We start from the raw sequence: 18,090 nt of genomic DNA on the forward strand, positions 1-18,090 counted from the left end.
ATCTAATAACTTCCCTTCGTGTAAGTAATATTAATTATTTTGTTTCACCATGTAATGCTTTATATCCATCTACCACTACATCTAATTTCCCTGTATGTGGATCAATAACTAAACCGTGTACAGGAACATCTTTTGGAATAAGTGGGTGATTTCTTACTAAATCAACATTAGCTTGTGTTGAATCGCAAACATCATCGAATCCGAATAACCATTTTTTAAGGTCAACACCAGCATATTCAATCGCTGATAAAATTTCTGGTGAAGCTACTCCACGATCTAATATTTTTTGAAGTGTTCCTTTTGGATTCGTTTGGCTCGCACCACATCTATGGTGTCCAATAAGGAAGATTTCATCTGCATTTAAATCGTATACTGACGCGACAACACTTTGCATAACACTATCGAAAGCAGAAGCAATTTTACCACCTGCATTTCTGATGACTTTTGCATCACCATCGTGTATATCTAAAGCTTTTGGAAGTAGCTCAATTAAACGAGCATCCATGCAAGAAACAACAACCATACGTTTTTTAGGCATTTTTGTCGCTTCACGAGGAGCGTATTCCTTATTTTCTACAAATTGTTCATTGAACGATAGAATTTCTTGTAATAACATATTTGTAACCTCCTTTAAATCTAGATGTATTTTTTTGTTGCGTCCTCTGTGTTATAAGTAAATATAACTGATAAATAATGTGATGTAAGAGGATAAACTAAGTATAGTGAATTGTATCGATAAGCAGAATAAGTTGGCGAAACACTTTCGGGCTTTCTACTTTCACGGTGAAAGGATTGGTTTATATCATTGATCAAACAGATTTTGAGATACTGAAATTATTAGGAGAAAACTCAAGAATACAATGGAAAGAGCTGGGCCAAAAAATACATATGACGGGGCAGGCCGTAGGAAATCGAATTCGAAGATTAGAGGATTTAGGGATTATTGAACAATATACAATTGCAATAAACCGAATCAAATTAGGACAAGTAGTGACTGCATTTGTTACTTTGTTCGTAACAACAGCTAATCACCAAGAGTTTATGAATTTCTTTCAAGGAGAAGAAGGGATTTCTGAAGTACACCGTATAAGTGGTGAGGGGTGTTATTTATTAAAAACACATTTTGCTTCCAATGAAGACTTAGATAACTTTCTAGGACGACTATTAAAATACGGGAATTATCGTGTTAACTTATCAATAGGAAAGTTGAAATAAGGTTTCTTTTCCTTGGAGGGGATGGCAACATTATTTGCTAAACCTTATTTGTATAGAGATAATGAAGTCGTTTCATGTGTATCTTAAATAGTCAGAGCCTTACTACAATTTATGTGTAGTAAGGCTTTTTAAAGCTGTTAAAAAAATACATAGTAAAGGAAGAAGGAAAGCCATTAACAATAATGTAATTTCTAATAGAGTTAATTGATTGTATTGTAAAATTTTTTGAGATGAATTGTAGGGGAAATGAAGATCTTATAGAAGGGATTCTTATAGGAAGGGGATGTCCATGTTCGATTCAACAGATTTTAAAATTATAAAGTTACTACAAGAAAACGCTAGAATGAACTGGAAGGAAATTGGAGAGAGAGTACATTTGACTGGCCAGGCTGTTGGGAAACGAATTAATAAATTAGAAGAGGCAGGTGTCATTCAAAAATATACGATAGATATCGACAGGGCTAAGTTAGAAGGGTCTATTATGACGTTTGTGACACTATTTCTGCATGCACCACATTACCATAATCAAATTCAAACCTTTTTTGAAAAAACGGACGTAATTACTGAAATGTATCGTATAAGTGGCGATGGGTGTTATATCATGATTCTTCACACATCTTCGCACCAGCAATTAGAAGAGACTCTTGCAGATGTTTTACATTATGGTGATTATCGTATAAATACTGTCATTAAGACAATCGAAAAAAAGAAAGAATAAGAGATTTATTCTTTCTTTTTTTATATGGAACTGTAATTCTTTATTTGCTCTTGTTTATAAAACAGCTTGCCGACATGATTTTTGCATAAATATCACCAAACTCTAACGAACTCATGAACGATTGATGAGCGTGTACTGCGGGGATCAGATTTCCTTGAAATTCTAAATCTTTTGTTGTACAAGCATCTTCAATTACAACACATTGAAATCCTAAATCACTTGCAGCACGTACTGTTGCATCAATACATACATGAGTCATCATGCCGCAAATGACTAGTTGATCTATTTTTTCATTCTTTAATGTTTCAAATAAATTGGTTCTTAAAAAACTGTTAGGGTGATGTTTTTGTATGACTCTTTCGTTAGCGATTGGCTGTACATCATCATGAATTTGAACACCTACTGTTTCAGGTAAGAAGAAAGTAGCTCCTTCATTGTTCGCAATATGTTGTACGTGAATAACTGTTTTATGTTTTTCACGAAATACTTTCAAGACTTCTTTCGCTTTTTGTGCGGCTTTTTCAGGTTGATGCAATTCCATATTGCCGCCTTCAAAGTAATCATTTTGTATGTCGACTAATAGTAACGCTTCGTTCATAGTTAATCCCCCCACATATATTTGTACAGTACGTTGTTTGTACTGTACCGTTATTATATAAAGTGTAGGTATGTGCAGGTAATAATGTCATGAAACGATTTTGACGCATATAGTTTCATTGTGAAAAAGCTAAAAGATACAAAGTAAAGATTGGGGAAACGGCTATATTAAGCGTAAATATCAGGATGGTGAAGTGATAGTGAAAGAGGACGATCATATTTGATTTAACACTTTTGCTAGTATAATTTTGCTATAATAAATACGTACTTACACGAAGGGGAGTTTAAAGATAAAATGAAGTCGTTTAATATCGATCATCTTATAGCTAGTGTTTTGCAATGGATATTAAATATAGCTTTAATTATATTATCCATTGTGTTATCGATTTTCTTAGTGAATGAGACAATTACATTTGTGCAGTATATCTTTTCGGAAAAGGAGTATACATCGTATAAATTGGTTGAAAGTATTATCGTCTACTTCTTATACTTCGAGTTCATCGCATTGATTATTAAGTATTTTAAGTCGAATTATCATTTTCCGTTACGTTATTTTATTTATATCGGAATTACGGCTTTAATTCGATTAATTATTGTATCTCATGAGGAACCGATGGAGACGTTGTTATATGCGGGATCCATTCTTGTTTTAGTTATTGCTTTATACATATCGAATATGAGAGATTTGAGAAAAGAGTAGTGCAGACATAAGTTTGCGCTATTTTTCATTTTTTCGTTAATAAGTTGTAAATTTCGACATGAAATTTTATATTAGTTTATCGTGTTTTTGTAATAAGGAAATCTAAAAAGGAGTGATGTGATTCATGTTTAACAAATTTTTGGGGAATTCAAGAGCAAAAAAGATTTGTGGAATTGGGGCATTAGCAACTTTAATAGGTTTTTCGTCGTTAGGGTCAGTTAGTGCAGGCGTAGCTTGCACTAACTTTTTATGTCTTGACCTTCAAGTTGCTTGAAAGTTTACAATGTAAATAGGGCGTTTGAAATTGAAAAAAATTGAGAAATTAAGTGAAGAGGTTTCTTTTACTTGGAGGTTATAACAATGAGTCAGGAATTGAAGTTACGTCCTTTAGAACGGGAAGATTTAAAGTTTGTACACGAACTTAATAATAATGCCCATATTAGGTCGTATTGGTTTGAAGAGCCGTATGAGGCATTTGTGGAGCTGCAGGATTTATACGATAAACATATACATGATCAAAGTGAACGCCGATTTATCGTTGAGAAAAATAATGAGATGGTTGGATTGGTCGAATTAGTAGAAATCGATTATATTCACCGAAGAACTGAATTCCAAATTATTATTGATCCTAATTATCAAGGGCATGGCTACGCAGCAGAAGCGACGCGTTTAGCGATGGATTACGCTTTTTCTGTATTAAATATGCATAAGATTTATTTAGTTGTGGATAAAGAAAATGAGAAAGCAGTCCATGTGTATAAAAAGGTTGGATTTATAGTGGAAGGCGAGCTTTTAGACGAGTTTTTCGTTGATGGTAACTATCATAATGCGATAAGAATGTGTATGTTCCAGAAGGAATATTTTAAAAATAAGTAGTTGAATGATTTGGAGGTAATGTTGACGCTTCGTAAAACTGTATGCTAAAATCCCTTTTAAGTATTAAGGAAGGTGCAGAACATGCTTTATATAAAATTTGTAAAACTCATTAGAAAACTTTGCTCCGCACAAATGTATACGGTGAAGCGTTGTACGGAGCTTAATCAAGGGGCATAAATCCCTATATTCATCGACTGAATAACTTTTCTAAAAAAGTATAGTTTATCTATGCTTATTTGGTTATGGTTTTTCAGTTGATGTATAAAATAGATTAAGGGGCCATAGACAATGCTTTGTCTATGGCCCTTTGTGTATATTATTCCAATGAGCTTTTACTGTAAATTGGAGTAGTATGGGAAAAACCACGAAGCAGAGGGCTAGTGTCGAATGACGCTATCTCTCTGCTTTTTTAATTTCAGGAAAAGAGGAATAAAAATGAGTTTACTTAAAGTTGAAAGTTTATCACATAGTTTTATAGATAAAGTATTATACGAAAATGCTTCTTTTGATTTGTATAAAGGGGAACATATGGGGATTGTTGGACAGAATGGTGCAGGGAAAAGCACATTAATGAAAATATTGGTAGGGGAAATTATTTCTGATAAGGGGAGTATTAAGTGGCAACCTAATATTCAAATTGGACATCTTGATCAATATGCAGAAATTGATGGGAGCTATACCATTTCACAATATGTAAAGCGAGCCTTTTATGATTTGTTTGAAATGGAAAAGAGAATGAATAAGTTATATGAAGAAAGTGCGATGACTGGAGATGAGAATCAACTATTGAAAGCAGCTGAAATACAAGAACAGCTTGAGGCTCGTGATTTTTATTCAGTAGACAGCGTAATAAATAAGGTGGCAGCCGGTTTAGGTATTGATGCGATTGGGATGAATCGTGTTATTGATGAATTAAGCGGGGGACAACGGGCAAAGGTAATTTTAGCAAAGCTTTTATTAGAAGAGCCTACTATTTTATTACTAGATGAACCGACAAACTTTCTTGATAAAGAGCATGTCGAATGGCTTGCTAATTATTTAGTAAATTTTGAAGGGGCGTTTATTGTCGTGTCACATGATTTTGACTTTCTAGAAAAAGTGACTTCTTGCATATGTGATGTAGAGTTTGGAACGGTGAAGAAGTATTGCGGCAAATACTCAGATTTTGTAAGACAAAAGGAGCATTTGCGAAAAGATTATATTCGCCAATACTATGCACAGCAAAAGAAAATTGAAAAAACGGAAGAGTATATTCGTAGAAATATTGCTGGAGTGAATTCAAAAATAGCACAAGGACGTAGAAAGCAGTTGCAACGTATGGAAAAAATTGCGCCACCAAGTTTTACTCATAAACCGTCTATTCATTTTCAGGAACTTCCTATTTCGGTTCAGACAGTTCTGGAAGTAAATAATCTTGAAGTTGGTTACGATTTTGCTCTCTTACCAAAATTGGATTTTTCAGTGATGGGTGGGCAAAAACTTGTTATTACAGGGTTCAACGGAGTAGGGAAATCTACTTTATTAAAAACAATCGTTGGAACTATTTCTAGTATTGCCGGAGAATTTCACTTCTCAGAGCAAATAAAGATTGGATATTATGAGCAAGATTTAAATTGGAATAACGATAATTTAACGCCGCTTCAAATTATTTCGGAACAGTTTCCTAAACTAAATGTGAAGGAGGTACGTCATCATTTAGCTACATGTGGTGTGAAAGATACTCATGTTTCACAAGAAATTCGTACGTTGAGTGGTGGTGAACAATCAAAGGTTAAATTATGCGGATTATTATTATCACCTTGTAATTTCTTAATTTTAGATGAGCCGACAAATCATTTAGATGCAGAAGCGAAGGGAGCTTTGCAAAAGGCACTCATTCAGTTTAAAGGTAGCATTATACTCGTATCTCACGAAGCAAGTTTTTATCTTGATTGGGCAGATAGTATTTTTGATATAGAGACAGGATTAGTTAAGGGGGTGTGAAACATATGAGTGGAAATGATTGGGAAAAGAAAATTATTTTATTTTTGACCGCTCAAACGATCTCTTTGTTCGGTTCCTCTCTCGTGCAATACGCGATTATATGGTATATCACCTTAACAACATCGTCAGGGTTAATGTTGACCATTTCAACTGTTTGCGGATTCCTACCGCAAATTGCAATATCTTTATTTGCAGGTGTTTGGATTGATCGTTACGACCGTAAAAAGATGATTATGTTATCGGACGGGAGTATAGCAATTGCTACGTTAGTTTTAGCAGTTTTATTTTTAACAGGATATAAAAGTATTTGGTTACTTTTTATAGTACTACTCATTCGTTCAGCTGGGACAGGGGTACAAACGCCAGCTGTGAATGCGTTAATCCCACAAATCGTTCCGAAAGATTATCTTATGAAAGTAAATGGGATAAATAGCGGTATTACATCTTTAATTATGTTTCTTTCTCCAGCAGCAAGTGCTGCAATTCTTTCTATTGCTAGCATTGAAACGACATTTTTTATTGATGTTATTACGGCTATGATTGGAATTAGTATTATGTTTATCATTCAAGTGGAGAGACATGTGAATACAGAGAGTAAGCAAAAATCTAATTTACAAGGTATAAAAGAAGGCTTTGCTTACTTAAAAGAAAATGTATTTATTAAAAGGCTACTCTTTTTATTAATCATTGTCATGATTTTAATAAGTCCAGCCGCCTTTTTAACACCTTTAATGGTAACTCGTTCTTTCGGTGCAGAAATGTGGAGACTTACTGCTAGTGAGATGACTTTTAGTGCGGGGGCGGCAGCTGGTGGCGTATTGATTGCGGCATGGGGTGGTTTCCGTAATCGTATGCATACAACAGCGCTAGCTTGTGCGTTGTATGGACTGCTTATGATTGGACTAGGGATTGCTCCGGTATTTATTGTGTATTTAGTATTTAACTTTTTAATTGGTATAACAATGCCGTGCTTCAATACACCGGTTACCGTGTTATTGCAGGAAAAAGTAGAACCTTCTATGCACGGACGAATGTTTAGTCTTGTACAAATCGCTAATTCATGCGCGTTTCCTTTAGGAATGATAATATTTGGTCCATTGGCTGATATGTTTAGTGTAGAAATTTTGTTAATTTATGCTGGGATATTCGTGCTATTGTGTGCGATTTATGTTGTAGTAAGCAAGAGGTTTGAAGTGTAAATATTTATGTTTGAAAAGGTTTGTGAGGCAATTTAAGGTGCTTCATAAACCTTTTTCTATTTATAATAATCAATAATTATTTATTGTAAAACAATAAATAATTATTGACGAATGATTTTGTTTTAGGTAATATGATGTTAATAATCTAAGGGTAATTATATGAATAGAGGAGAATGTGAAATGATAAATAAATACGTAGTAGCTATTTCTTTCATGATTTTAGCGATTATTTCTTTAGCTATACATGCTTCAAACAGTAAAGTGGGAGCGAATGGATTCCTTGAAGAACCTTTCTTTTTCTTAGTACCGATAAGTTATGTATTGTTCTTGAGTGGTATTGTTGTATTACTATTTGGCTTTATTACTTCAAAGCTGAAAAAAAGTAATAGATAAAATGAAGTTTAAGTAGTGAGGGATTCATTAATCGGGACAAAACACTCACCATGAAATAGAAACATACTATATGGAAGAAAAATAATAAGTGAGCTGAATCATGATGAATCATTATTTTTATAGTGGTAGACAAGTGGGAGCAGCTATTACACTGGCAGGAGCACAGGGGACAATTCATGCTGTGAATCAAGCGATTCAAATGCAGCAGCAAGCATATTTTGCACAAATGATGCAAGGGCAGTATATGTCGTACTCACAGCCTCCGATGCAAATTGTACATTACGATGTGCATCCAGCGGGTTTATTCTCCATTCCATATGGCGGGACATACTTCTTATGAAAGAAAGCGACTGATAAGAGTCGCTTTCTTTTTTTATATTCCGCCTAGCTTCATTCCAAGGAATGCAAAAAGGATACCGATTATATAAGTAGCACTTAAATATATAAATAGTATGCAAAAGTTTTTACGATTGAAGAGCTGAATGGACTCTAGTTTAAATGTTGAAAATGTCGTGAAGGCACCCATAAATCCAGTACCTAATAATAATTGCCAACCTGTAGTGACGCCATTGCCAATTATATATCCGAGTAAAAACGCCCCTGTTATATTAATGAGAAATGTAGCAATTGGAAAGGAAGTTTTATTTCTTTTTTTAAACCAATTGCTAATTGCAAATCGTGTAATAGCACCGAAGAAACCTCCAGTTGCCACTAATAAAGCTTCCATCATAAGTGATCACCTTTCGTAAGAGGTTTCTTAAGTAAGAAATCACCTAATGTATAGCCAAGACCAGACATAATGAGTCCACCAAGTATGCTGCATGATACATATAAGAAAGCCGTACTCCATTCAGAATGATTGATTAATTGCACAGTTTCTACACTAAATGTCGAAAACGTCGTAAAGGAACCGATGAATCCAGTTCCAATGCCTGTGATAATTTCTGAAGGCAAGATATTTCTTCGAGCGATATACGTAGTTAGCCACGCTAATAAGAAGCAGCCGGCTAAGTTAATAAGTAACGTAGCTAATGGAAATGAATGATGCCATGAAGTATGAATAGTAAGACCTAAATAATAACGAGAGAGGGCTCCTAATATACCGGCTATGCCAACGATAATATAAATCAATTTCTTCACCTCTTTAAATAGCTTGCTCAAAAAAATAGACTCCTACCAGTAGTTATACTGGTAGGAGTCATTAGCTAAGCAGCAGTTATGGCGAACTCCATCGCCTATAATTATTACATATAGTGTACTAAAAATTGCGTAGAATTTCCAGTGAAGAAGTGGAGCTGTTTTGTATGTATGTGATGCTTTAAGATAGGGAACTTCTGTTTATAAACTAAATATAGTGATATAAGGTTTTTGATGTGATAAAATGTTTCTTATGTCTGTCATTTGTTTTTAGTTAACTGAAAATAAAGAAAAGTAAAATTGGTAGTTTTAGAAAAGGAGTCGTTCGTTTGAAAAAATTATTAAAAATAGTACTTATATGTATTTTAGTAGGATTGGGAGTTGTAGGTGGTTTTTTAGCGTATATGACACTTACAAAAGAACAGCCGGCTAATGTTATAAGTTTGAAGGTGGAGAATAATAAGGAACGCGTGTTAGCGCTTGGAAATGAATTTAAAGTTACAACATTTAATATTGGCTATGCTGGATTAGATAAGGATCAAGACTTCTTTATGGATGGTGGAAAGAGATCTGGTTCAAGTAGTAAAGAGCAAACGGAAACGAATTTAAAGAATATGCTTTCGTTTTTACAAAATGAGAATAGTGATTTTACCTTATTACAAGAGGTTGATATAAAATCACTGCGATCTTTTGATGTAAATGGACATGAATTTTTGAAAAAAGGATTACCTGATTATGCTTCGTCGTTCGGAAAGAACTATGATACAAAATGGGTCCCTGTACCAATTACAAGTCCAATGGGATATGCGGAGGCTGGACTAAGTACGTTTTCTAAATATACAGTCCAAACAGCGCAGAGGTTCCAACTTCCTGGAATGGAGCCTTGGCCAAAGCGTTTGTTTGATTTAGATCGAGCGATTGTTGAGCATAAAATACCTGTTAATAATGGGAAGTTTGTGAGACTCGTAAATTTACATTTGTCTGCGTATGATGAAGGCGGGAAAATTAGAAAACAGCAAGTAGAGTTTTTAAAAGAATATATGAACAAGCATTATGAAAATGGTGATTACGTAATAATGGGCGGAGATTGGAATCAATTACTTTCGAACGCTCAGTTAAGTGATCCGAAGTTTGTGAAAGAGCGCCCAGAGTGGTTAGTAGAGTTACCAAAGGACTTTACTGATGGTGGCTTTAAGTGGGCTGTAGATCCGTCTGTTATGACGGTGAGAGATGATGTGAAGAAATATGTGGAGGGTGAAAACTTCGTCACGATTATTGATGGTTTTATCGTTTCACCGAATGTGGAAATTGTAAATGTACAAGGGAAAGATTTAAAGTTTGAAAATAGCGATCATAACCCAGTAAGTGCGGTATTTAAGCTGAAGTAATCGATATGTATAAGTAGAAGGTGGGGCTTCATATATGGAGTGGTTAAAGAGAACTTGTTTTTCTAACCTTGAGAAAGAATCACAGAAAAATCATTTATTGCTGTTCATTACGATTTGTAGTTTCTTTCTTGGAATAATCGCGATTGGGTATTACGGATATATTTTTACAGAGAGAGCAATAGCGTTTTGGGTTTGTGGTATTTCAGTTGTTGTATTTGGAACGCTTCTTACTTTTATAGAAAGCATGGAAGCGATGTATAAATATATCATGACATTTATGTTGCTTATTATGTCTTTCATTATGGTACAAGCTTTTAATGAAAGTCCGGCTGTATTTCAAATGGTCTACTTTACGCTAGCAGTTTCACTTATTTATTTAAGTGAACGTCTCGTTATCATTCTCGGCGGAGTGGCGGTTGTTATTACATTTATTCTTTGTAGTTATTGGCCGAAGCAATTTTTTGCTTATACAGCGGCATCTGAAGCTGCAAACTTCGCAAGCTTGTTAGCGATCGTAACGATCGCGATGTGGGGCGTAACGAAGATTGGCTCTAATTTGTTAGCTCGTTTAAGTGATGAGAAGCAAGAAGTAATGAGGAAAGCTCAGGAGCTAGAAGAGACTCAAAGACTTATTGAGGAAACTGTTGTGAAACTAGATAGTAATTTCAATCATTTAAGACAAAATATGAATACATCGATGGAGTCGATGAGTGAAATTAATTTCGCTTTTGAAGAGGTGGCAGTTGGTACTCAATCACAATCAGAGATGATGCATCGTTCAGTAGAAGTATTGAATGATATGGAGGGGAATATTGAACAAATCATTTCGCAAGTAAGAAATGCATCGACTCGTGTTGATGAAAGTTTAGAGATTTCAAAGGGGAGTGTACATACTTTACGAAATTTTGAAGCGAATATGAGAAGTTTAAATGATGTTGTTTCACAATCAGGAATTATATTTAGAGATTTAATGATGCAGTCGAAGCAAATTAATGAAATTGTAGATGTAATAACGAATATCTCAAGTCAGACGAGTTTGCTAGCTTTAAATGCAAATATTGAAGCGGCAAGAGCAGGCGAGCATGGAAAAGGATTTGCTATTGTAGCGAATGAAGTATTAAAGCTTGCCGAAGAATCGAATCGTTCTGCGGGGAGAATTCAAGGTATTTTGAAGGAGTTTAGTAATCAAGCAAGTAAAGTGGAAGTGCAGGTAGAGAAATCAGAAAAAGTACAAGAAGAATGTAATGAAATGCTAGCAAGTGTTTTAACAAATGTAACGGATTTAGGGAAGTTTATTGATGCAATTAATGATGTAATGAGAGAGATTGTTGGTCATCAAGAAAACTTGCAGATTAAAACGACGAATATCGTAAAGGATGTTACACATGCTTCTAATGTAATTCAGCAAACTTCTGCGGCTACGGAAGAAGTGTTAGCAAGTGTGGAAGAAGAAAAACATCGAAATGATATATCGGTGAAGACGTTACATACTGTTAGTGAGCAAGTGAAGTTACTAGAAAATATTTTAGAAAAGTAATATCTCTTGAAAAGGGCACACCGTGTGTGCTCTTTTTTCATTTAAATGAATACTTGATAGTAATTTAATTGCTTTTCTGCGCGTTTTCTGCCAAGCTTAAGGAGATAAACTGAGACTTTAATTAGTGGGGCTATACGCTACTGATTATTAGTTGAACCCCGCAAATAGCGGAATAAAATACTTCAAAGAAAGAATTATATAGGTGACGCATATGATCGAAGTTAAGACTTCTGAACTTAGTGATGGAGAATTTAATAGAGGGGTATTTGCAACTCGTGATATTAAAAAGGGTGAGTTGATTCACTCAGCACCAGTTATCTCTTATCCGAATGAACAGCATGAACACATTGAGAAAACGTTACTTGCTGACTACGCATTTGAGTATGGGGTAAATCATACGGCATTCCTTTTAGGATACGGCATGTTATTTAATCATGCATATAATCCGAATGCAACGTATGATATTGTCTTCGAGAATCATACGTTTAACTTCTTTGCTTACAAAGATATAAAAGCGGGAGAAGAGATTCTAATCAATTATAATGGTGAAGTTGATGACGATGAGCTATTATGGTTTGATAAGGAAAAAGAAGAGAACGAAAAGTAAATTATAATAAGTAATAAAAAAGATGCTTTTACCTATGTAAAAGCATCTTTTTTATTGATGAAAATAAAGTAAAGATTACAAAAAAATACCACTTTATTTTCGTGTGGTATAGTAAGATACTGAAGGATAGTGTTTTGAAAAAGTAATATATTTTACAAATTGTTGTCTTTCTGATGACATGTCAAGTTTAGTAGCCCATTTTGGTTGCTTTATTATGCAATATATATTTTAATATGAGTGGCACCTCTTATAAATTAAGAGGTTTATAGGTGTCTCGAATTGATTTTGGGTACACTGTATCCACCACTTTAGGTTCGTTCATGTATGTGGGGATATTATGGGCCCGTATAACGGGATAAAAAGAATATAGAAATAGAGGAATCGTAAAATGAATATGCAAGAGGTTTATGAATATTTAAGTACGGTATTGCCTGAAGGTCATGTGAAAAAAGATGAAATGTTAAAGAATCATACACATATTAAAGTTGGTGGAAAAGCAGATGTGTTCGTTGCGCCGACAAATTATGATGAAATTCAAGAAGTTATCAAATATGCTAACGAATATAATATTCCAGTTACGTTTTTAGGGAATGGATCGAATGTCATTATTAAAGATGGTGGAATTCGTGGGATTATAGTAAGTTTAATTCACATTACAGGTGTGACTGTAACAGGAACAACGATTGTAGCACAGTGTGGTGCAGCAATTATTGATGTATCACGTATTGCATTAGATCATAATTTAACGGGTCTTGAGTTTGCTTGTGGTATCCCAGGTTCAGTTGGTGGAGCGTTATATATGAATGCTGGTGCTTACGGCGGTGAAGTATCGTTTGTATTAACAGAAGCTGTCGTAATGACAGGTGATGGAGAGCTACGTACTTTAACGAAAGAAGCATTTGAATTTGGATATCGTAAGAGTGTATTTGCAAACAACCATTACATTATTCTTGAAGCGAGATTTGAGCTTCAAGAAGGTGTACGTGAAGAAATTAAAGAGAAAATGGATGATTTAACGTTTAAACGTGAATCAAAACAGCCTCTAGAATACCCTTCATGTGGTAGTGTATTTAAGCGCCCACCAAATAACTTTGCTGGTAAATTAATTCAAGAATCGGGCCTACAAGGTAAGCGAATTGGCGGAGTGGAAGTTTCTTTAAAACACGCTGGATTTATGGTGAATGTTGATAACGGAACAGCACAAGATTACATTGATTTAATTCACTTTGTACAAAAGACTGTTGAAGAGAAATTTGGCGTGAAGTTAGAGCGAGAAGTAAGGATTATTGGAGAAGATAAAGAGTAACGAAATACGTATGAAAATGTGAATTATTTTAAAATAACATTTGGGTATTGTTGACAAGTTGTTTTCAATTCAATATAATGGCTAATAATTTAACAAATAATATACGTTGAAAGAGCCCAGTAGCAGTTTGTCACTGTTAACGAGAGAGCTAGGGGTTGCTGGAACCTAGCACAAACAAACTTGCGAATTACACTCTGGAGTATCTTAGGTAATGCTAAGCGGATTGGCAATCGATATTATTGCTAAGAGTGGTATGAGTAGCTATGCTATTTATACAAACTGGGTGGTAACACGGTGAATAATCGTCCCTATGTCATAGACATAGGGACTTTTTGTTTTCAAAAAAATAGAGGGGATGACAAAAGATGAATATTATTGATGAATTAGAATGGCGCGGCGCTGTGAATCAACAGACTGATGAAGAAGGTTTACGTAAGCTAGTAGAAGAGAAAAAGATTTCACTATACTGCGGAGTTGATCCGACTGGTGATAGTATGCATATTGGACATTTGATTCCGTTTATGATGATGAAGAGATTCCAGTTAGCTGGCCATCATCCAGTTATTTTAATTGGTGGGGCAACAGGAACAATTGGTGATCCGAGCGGACGTCAATCAGAACGTCAACTTCAAACGTTAGAAGTAGTTCAGCATAATGTGGATGCGTTAACAGCGCAAATGAAAAAGCTATTTGATTTTGGTGGAAATAGCGAAGTGAAGATGGTAAATAACTACGACTGGACACATGAAATAAGCATTATCGAGTTTTTACGTGATTACGGGAAAAACTTTAGCATTAATAGCATGTTAGCGAAGGACATTGTAGCAAGTCGTTTAGATACAGGAATTTCTTTCACAGAATTTACGTACCAAATTTTGCAAGCGATGGACTTCCATCATTTATACACGAAAGAAGATGTTCAACTGCAAATTGGTGGTAGTGACCAATGGGGAAATATTACGAGTGGTTTAGATTTAATTCGTAAGTTAGAAGGGCACGAAGCGAAAGTATTTGGATTAACGATTCCGTTATTACTGAAATCAGATGGTACGAAGTTCGGTAAATCAGCAGGTGGTGCAGTTTGGCTTGATCCTGAAAAAACAACACCATTTGAATTTTACCAGTTCTGGGTGAATACAGATGACCGTGATGTAGTGAAATACTTGAAATACTTTACGTTCTTAACGAAAGAGCGCATCGATGAATTGGCAACGAAGGTAGAAACAGAGCCTCATAAACGTGAAGCGCAAAAAGTATTAGCGGAAGAAATGACGAAATTCGTTCATGGAGAAGAGGCATTCTTGCAAGCTGTGAAAATTACAGCAGCGTTATTTAGCGGAGATATTAAATCGTTAACAGCCGATGAAATTGAACAAGGCTTTAAAGAGATGCCAACATTCCAGTCTGCAAAAGAGACGAAAAACATCGTAGAATGGCTAGTTGATTTAGGGATTGAACCATCTAGACGACAAGCACGTGAAGATATTAATAATGGAGCTATTTCGATGAATGGTGAAAAAGTAATGGATGTGGGTACAGATGTTACTGTAGAAAATTCATTTGATGGACGATTTATTATTATTCGTAAAGGGAAGAAGAACTACAGCTTAGTGAAATTGGGATAATAATTTTTGTGGAAGGGTGGAAGTAAGAAAGATGCTTTCACTCTTTTCATATACAAAATTTCGATGCAAAAAAGTCAGTATATTTAGATAATTAAAAAGGGTTATAGTAATTCTTTGCCGAATATAAGTAAGTAGAGAACATTACGGATAAAAATAGCCCGAACCATGTCGGGCATGATTCGGGCTTATATTCAGATTAGTAAGCTAAGCTGAATAGACCTTTAATGTGTGATAAGTAACGAACGTTACTTGCTTCTTTCATTAATGATGCTGGTAAGCCTTTAAGTGGAGTATTGCTTGCTCCAATTGTAGCAACAGCATCTTTACGTCCTAGACTAGCAAGTGTTCCAGAGTTAATAGGTGCGAACTCTTCGAAAGCTTTGCCTTCTAGTGCTGCGTATAAGTTGTATCCAATTAACTCACCCATTTGCCAAGCGATTTGTGCAGTTGGTGGGTATGGACGACCGTCTGGAGAGAAGACAACAGCGCTGTCTCCAGCAACGAATACGTCTTTGTGAGAAGTAGATTGTAGGTATGCATCAACTGTTGCACGGCCACGGTTTACTTCAAGACCTGATTCACCGATTAATGGGTTACCTTGTACGCCGCCTGTCCAAACGAATGTGTTAGCAACAAGTTTTTGACCGTCTTTTAAGTCGATTTCATTGCCAGCAACGTTTGTTACAGGAAGACCTGTTAAGAATGTAACACCGCGTGCTTCTAGGCTAGTAGTTGCACGTTCGATTAAGTGGTCTGGTAATACTGGAAGGATTTTTGGACCTGCTTCAACAAGAAGAAGTTTAACTTCTTTTGGATTTACGCCGTGGCTTTTTGCAAGTTTAGGCATAATGTCAGCAAGCTCACCAACTAGCTCAACGCCAGTTAATCCGCCACCGCCGATTACGATTGTAGCATCAGCTTCGTTTTTCGTTTTCGCGTATTCACGAATACGGTCTTCAACGTGTTTGTAGATTTTGTTTGCATCAGCAGCAGATTTTAATACCATGCTGTTTTCTTCTAGTCCTGGAATACCGAAGTAAGCAGTTTTACTTCCTAAAGCAACTACAAGTGCATCGTAAGATAAAGTAGTGCCACCAGCTAGTTTAATTTCTTTGCTATCAACTGAGAATGACTCAACTGTTGCGATTTTAAGATCGATGTCTTTACCTTTGAAAAGCTTTGTAAGTGGCATTGCAATTGCTTGCTCAGCAACGTTACCAGCTGCAAGGCGGTGTAGTTCAGTGATGATTTGGTGTGTTGGGTATTGGTTAATCACTGTAACTTGTGCTTCTGATTTGCTGTAATATTTACGTACGTTTAAAGCGGCAAGAAGACCGCCATAACCAGCGCCTAAGATGACAATTTGTTTTGACATAGTATGATATCCCCCGTCTTTACTAATTGTTGTTATAAGTTAAATTATTTATTGTTACGTTCTGCACTAATTTGAAGGTATGCGTTCACAAAGCGGAACATTTTTTGTGCTTGTGGGTCTTTTAGTAATTTTAATAGACCGAACAGGCCGATAACTTCGTTGCTTTCGTCAGCACGATCTTTCGCTTCGATAGCAGTTGCAGCCATGCCTTTCACTGTATCTTTTACAGGTTCTACAAGCTCTGTGATTGCACTAACAGTGTCGCTTTTTAATACTTCATCAGTAGCAACAGTTTGAGCGAAGTCATAAGACTTAGTTAAAATATTAACAAGCTCAGTTAATTTTGGAAGCTGTTCTACTAGTGTTGTTAATGATTCTTGTACCTCAGGTTTTAACAACTGATCAAGTACATCAAGTTGTCCTTGGCTAGCAGAAATTTGTACAGTTTCTTGTTCTGGCTTTGTTTGAGTCATAGTTTCTGGCATCTCCAATTCTCCTTTACGATAGCAATACTCTTATTTTTGATAGGTAAGATAGTAAACGTTTGCGAAACTTTATACAAAGTTTCACAAAGCACAATAAAATGCCTTTAAATTTATGCCAGCAAGTAAGCTGAAATCATAAATCCAAAACCATAATGTCCTACCTATTATTTATGAACTGTCCGATACATGGCTTGTCCGCATAATGGAAAGTTCCTTTATCGGAAAGTGTATATAATATATATCCTATATTATATACTATATACACCTATGTTAACATAAAAATGATTCCTAATTATTTGATATTAAGCGTATAACGTAGTACTGACAAGGCGTGAAAGCGCATAAATTATTTTGATAAGGTAGGAAATGTACGTATATATAAATAAAAAAAGGAAAAAATGGACAAATTTATGTTCATTTTTTCCTTTTTTTATTGTTCACCTTCTGTAATTAGCATCGATGTGTTACCGCTTTTTTCAAGGTGGCATTCGCCCCAAGTACAAAGAGAATCAAGAATGGATTCTAAAGACCAACCGTAGTCTGTAAGAGAATATTCTACTTTCGGTGGTACTTGATTGTATACCTTTCTTTGAATAACTCCGTCTTCTTCTAATTCGCGTAATTGCTGTGTTAACATCTTTTGTGTAATACCAGGCATGAGACGTTTTAATTCACTCGTTCTCTTTGTACCTTTCGTTAAGTGGCAAAGAATAACGACTTTCCATTTTCCGCCGATAACCTCTAAAGTCGCTTCAACGGGAATATTATATTTCTTCATATAAAAAATCTCCTTTGATGAATATAGATTTCAGTTCTCCAACAAAAGAAGCTAAATAATTTAAATGTTACTAAAAAGTACCTATAGCACTTTAAAGTACGTACTTTTTATCATGTTGAATATGTTCCATAATAGCATATGTAAGAGGGAAATGAGTAGTACGGTACTAAA

At 35.2% G+C, this 18,090-nt stretch carries 20 protein-coding genes, 1 riboswitch and 1 other annotated feature; of the genes, 13 read left to right on the forward strand and 7 right to left on the reverse strand.

Translation table 11 applies throughout. From position 1 onward, the window contains the following. Nucleotides 1-34: 34 nt before the first annotated feature. Entirely contained in the window at nucleotides 35-616 is a 582-nt protein-coding gene (locus MNO09_RS04220) for a beta-class carbonic anhydrase (RefSeq protein WP_000926488.1), read from the reverse strand. A 167-nt stretch (nucleotides 617-783) separates the two neighbouring features. Here MNO09_RS04220 and MNO09_RS04225 point away from each other — a divergent pair, with 167 nt between their 5' ends. Continuing rightward, nucleotides 784-1,215: an Lrp/AsnC family transcriptional regulator gene (locus MNO09_RS04225; RefSeq protein ID WP_002008929.1), complete on the forward strand. Its 432-nt coding sequence runs from the start codon at nucleotides 784-786 to the stop codon at nucleotides 1,213-1,215. A gap of 289 nt (nucleotides 1,216-1,504) precedes the next feature. Further along, a complete protein-coding gene (locus MNO09_RS04230; protein ID WP_223270633.1) occupies nucleotides 1,505-1,933 on the forward strand; it encodes an Lrp/AsnC family transcriptional regulator in 429 nt (142 codons plus the stop codon). A gap of 40 nt (nucleotides 1,934-1,973) precedes the next feature. Here MNO09_RS04230 and MNO09_RS04235 read toward each other — a convergent pair whose 3' ends face one another. Next, nucleotides 1,974-2,531, reverse strand: a complete 558-nt coding sequence (locus tag MNO09_RS04235) for a cysteine hydrolase family protein (protein WP_001001089.1) — start codon at nucleotides 2,529-2,531, stop codon at nucleotides 1,974-1,976. Between the two features lie 294 nt (nucleotides 2,532-2,825). On the opposite strand from MNO09_RS04235, the gene psiE reads away from it, so the two are divergent. The 6 genes from psiE to MNO09_RS04265 all read left to right on the forward strand — a co-directional run bounded on the left by psiE (nucleotide 2,826) and on the right by MNO09_RS04265 (nucleotide 8,021). Further along, the gene (gene psiE / locus MNO09_RS04240) at nucleotides 2,826-3,230 is read left to right on the forward strand and encodes a phosphate-starvation-inducible protein PsiE (RefSeq protein ID WP_000834706.1); all 405 of its coding nucleotides are present in this window, start codon (nucleotides 2,826-2,828) and stop codon (nucleotides 3,228-3,230) included. 360 nt (nucleotides 3,231-3,590) lie between these two features. Further along, on the forward strand, nucleotides 3,591-4,106 hold the full coding sequence (gene speG, locus MNO09_RS04245) for a spermidine N1-acetyltransferase (protein WP_088107471.1): 516 nt from the start codon (nucleotides 3,591-3,593) through the stop codon (nucleotides 4,104-4,106). Between the two features lie 435 nt (nucleotides 4,107-4,541). Then, nucleotides 4,542-6,089: an ABC-F family ATP-binding cassette domain-containing protein gene (locus MNO09_RS04250; protein WP_088107470.1), complete on the forward strand. Its 1,548-nt coding sequence runs from the start codon at nucleotides 4,542-4,544 to the stop codon at nucleotides 6,087-6,089. 5 nt (nucleotides 6,090-6,094) lie between these two features. Continuing rightward, a complete protein-coding gene (locus MNO09_RS04255) occupies nucleotides 6,095-7,288 on the forward strand; it encodes an MFS transporter (RefSeq protein ID WP_000016325.1) in 1,194 nt (397 codons plus the stop codon). A 159-nt stretch (nucleotides 7,289-7,447) separates the two neighbouring features. After that, a complete protein-coding gene (locus tag MNO09_RS04260; protein ID WP_078183282.1) occupies nucleotides 7,448-7,681 on the forward strand; it encodes a DUF3955 domain-containing protein in 234 nt (77 codons plus the stop codon). A gap of 100 nt (nucleotides 7,682-7,781) precedes the next feature. Then, a complete protein-coding gene (locus tag MNO09_RS04265) occupies nucleotides 7,782-8,021 on the forward strand; it encodes a DUF3947 family protein (protein ID WP_000980964.1) in 240 nt (79 codons plus the stop codon). 33 nt (nucleotides 8,022-8,054) lie between these two features. Here the strand turns inward: MNO09_RS04265 and crcB (MNO09_RS04270) are convergent, their stop codons facing one another. Continuing rightward, nucleotides 8,055-8,411 (reverse strand): fluoride efflux transporter CrcB, encoded by a 357-nt coding sequence (crcB, locus tag MNO09_RS04270; protein WP_000969608.1) that lies wholly within the window; start codon nucleotides 8,409-8,411, stop codon nucleotides 8,055-8,057. Beyond that, entirely contained in the window at nucleotides 8,408-8,812 is a 405-nt protein-coding gene (gene crcB, locus MNO09_RS04275) for a fluoride efflux transporter CrcB (RefSeq protein ID WP_000639337.1), read from the reverse strand. The genes crcB (MNO09_RS04270) and crcB (MNO09_RS04275) overlap by 4 nt, the downstream gene beginning before the upstream one ends. 54 nt (nucleotides 8,813-8,866) lie before the next feature. Next, nucleotides 8,867-8,926, reverse strand: a riboswitch (Fluoride riboswitch). Nucleotides 8,927-9,147: 221 nt separating this feature from the next. Here crcB (MNO09_RS04275) and MNO09_RS04280 point away from each other — a divergent pair. The 5 genes from MNO09_RS04280 to tyrS all read left to right on the forward strand — a co-directional run bounded on the left by MNO09_RS04280 (nucleotide 9,148) and on the right by tyrS (nucleotide 15,281). Then, complete coding sequence (locus MNO09_RS04280) at nucleotides 9,148-10,206, forward strand: endonuclease/exonuclease/phosphatase family protein (RefSeq protein ID WP_000734839.1); 1,059 nt, start codon at nucleotides 9,148-9,150, stop codon at nucleotides 10,204-10,206. Nucleotides 10,207-10,240: 34 nt separating this feature from the next. Further along, on the forward strand, nucleotides 10,241-11,743 hold the full coding sequence (locus MNO09_RS04285) for a DUF4077 domain-containing protein (protein ID WP_000455091.1): 1,503 nt from the start codon (nucleotides 10,241-10,243) through the stop codon (nucleotides 11,741-11,743). A gap of 211 nt (nucleotides 11,744-11,954) precedes the next feature. After that, the gene (locus tag MNO09_RS04290) at nucleotides 11,955-12,350 is read left to right on the forward strand and encodes an SET domain-containing protein (protein ID WP_000573650.1); all 396 of its coding nucleotides are present in this window, start codon (nucleotides 11,955-11,957) and stop codon (nucleotides 12,348-12,350) included. 388 nt (nucleotides 12,351-12,738) lie between these two features. Further along, nucleotides 12,739-13,656: a UDP-N-acetylmuramate dehydrogenase gene (gene murB / locus MNO09_RS04295; protein WP_001057082.1), complete on the forward strand. Its 918-nt coding sequence runs from the start codon at nucleotides 12,739-12,741 to the stop codon at nucleotides 13,654-13,656. A 97-nt stretch (nucleotides 13,657-13,753) separates the two neighbouring features. After that, nucleotides 13,754-13,969, forward strand: a binding site (T-box leader). Between the two features lie 52 nt (nucleotides 13,970-14,021). Beyond that, nucleotides 14,022-15,281 carry a tyrosine--tRNA ligase gene (gene tyrS / locus MNO09_RS04300; RefSeq protein ID WP_001021120.1) on the forward strand — a complete coding sequence of 420 codons (1,260 nt, stop codon included), beginning with the start codon at nucleotides 14,022-14,024 and terminating at the stop codon, nucleotides 15,279-15,281. 196 nt (nucleotides 15,282-15,477) lie between these two features. Here the strand turns inward: tyrS and MNO09_RS04305 are convergent, their stop codons facing one another. The 3 genes from MNO09_RS04305 to MNO09_RS04315 form a co-directional block, all read right to left on the reverse strand. Beyond that, a complete protein-coding gene (locus MNO09_RS04305) occupies nucleotides 15,478-16,656 on the reverse strand; it encodes an NAD(P)/FAD-dependent oxidoreductase (protein WP_000043195.1) in 1,179 nt (392 codons plus the stop codon). Nucleotides 16,657-16,700: 44 nt separating this feature from the next. Then, nucleotides 16,701-17,141: a DUF1641 domain-containing protein gene (locus MNO09_RS04310; protein ID WP_001115312.1), complete on the reverse strand. Its 441-nt coding sequence runs from the start codon at nucleotides 17,139-17,141 to the stop codon at nucleotides 16,701-16,703. A 430-nt stretch (nucleotides 17,142-17,571) separates the two neighbouring features. After that, nucleotides 17,572-17,919 carry a winged helix-turn-helix transcriptional regulator gene (locus tag MNO09_RS04315; protein WP_000760478.1) on the reverse strand — a complete coding sequence of 116 codons (348 nt, stop codon included), beginning with the start codon at nucleotides 17,917-17,919 and terminating at the stop codon, nucleotides 17,572-17,574. Nucleotides 17,920-18,090 lie beyond the last annotated feature (171 nt).

The organism is Bacillus sp. N5-665 (genome assembly GCF_022637375.2).
GTDB lineage: Bacteria > Bacillota > Bacilli > Bacillales > Bacillaceae_G > Bacillus_A > Bacillus_A wiedmannii.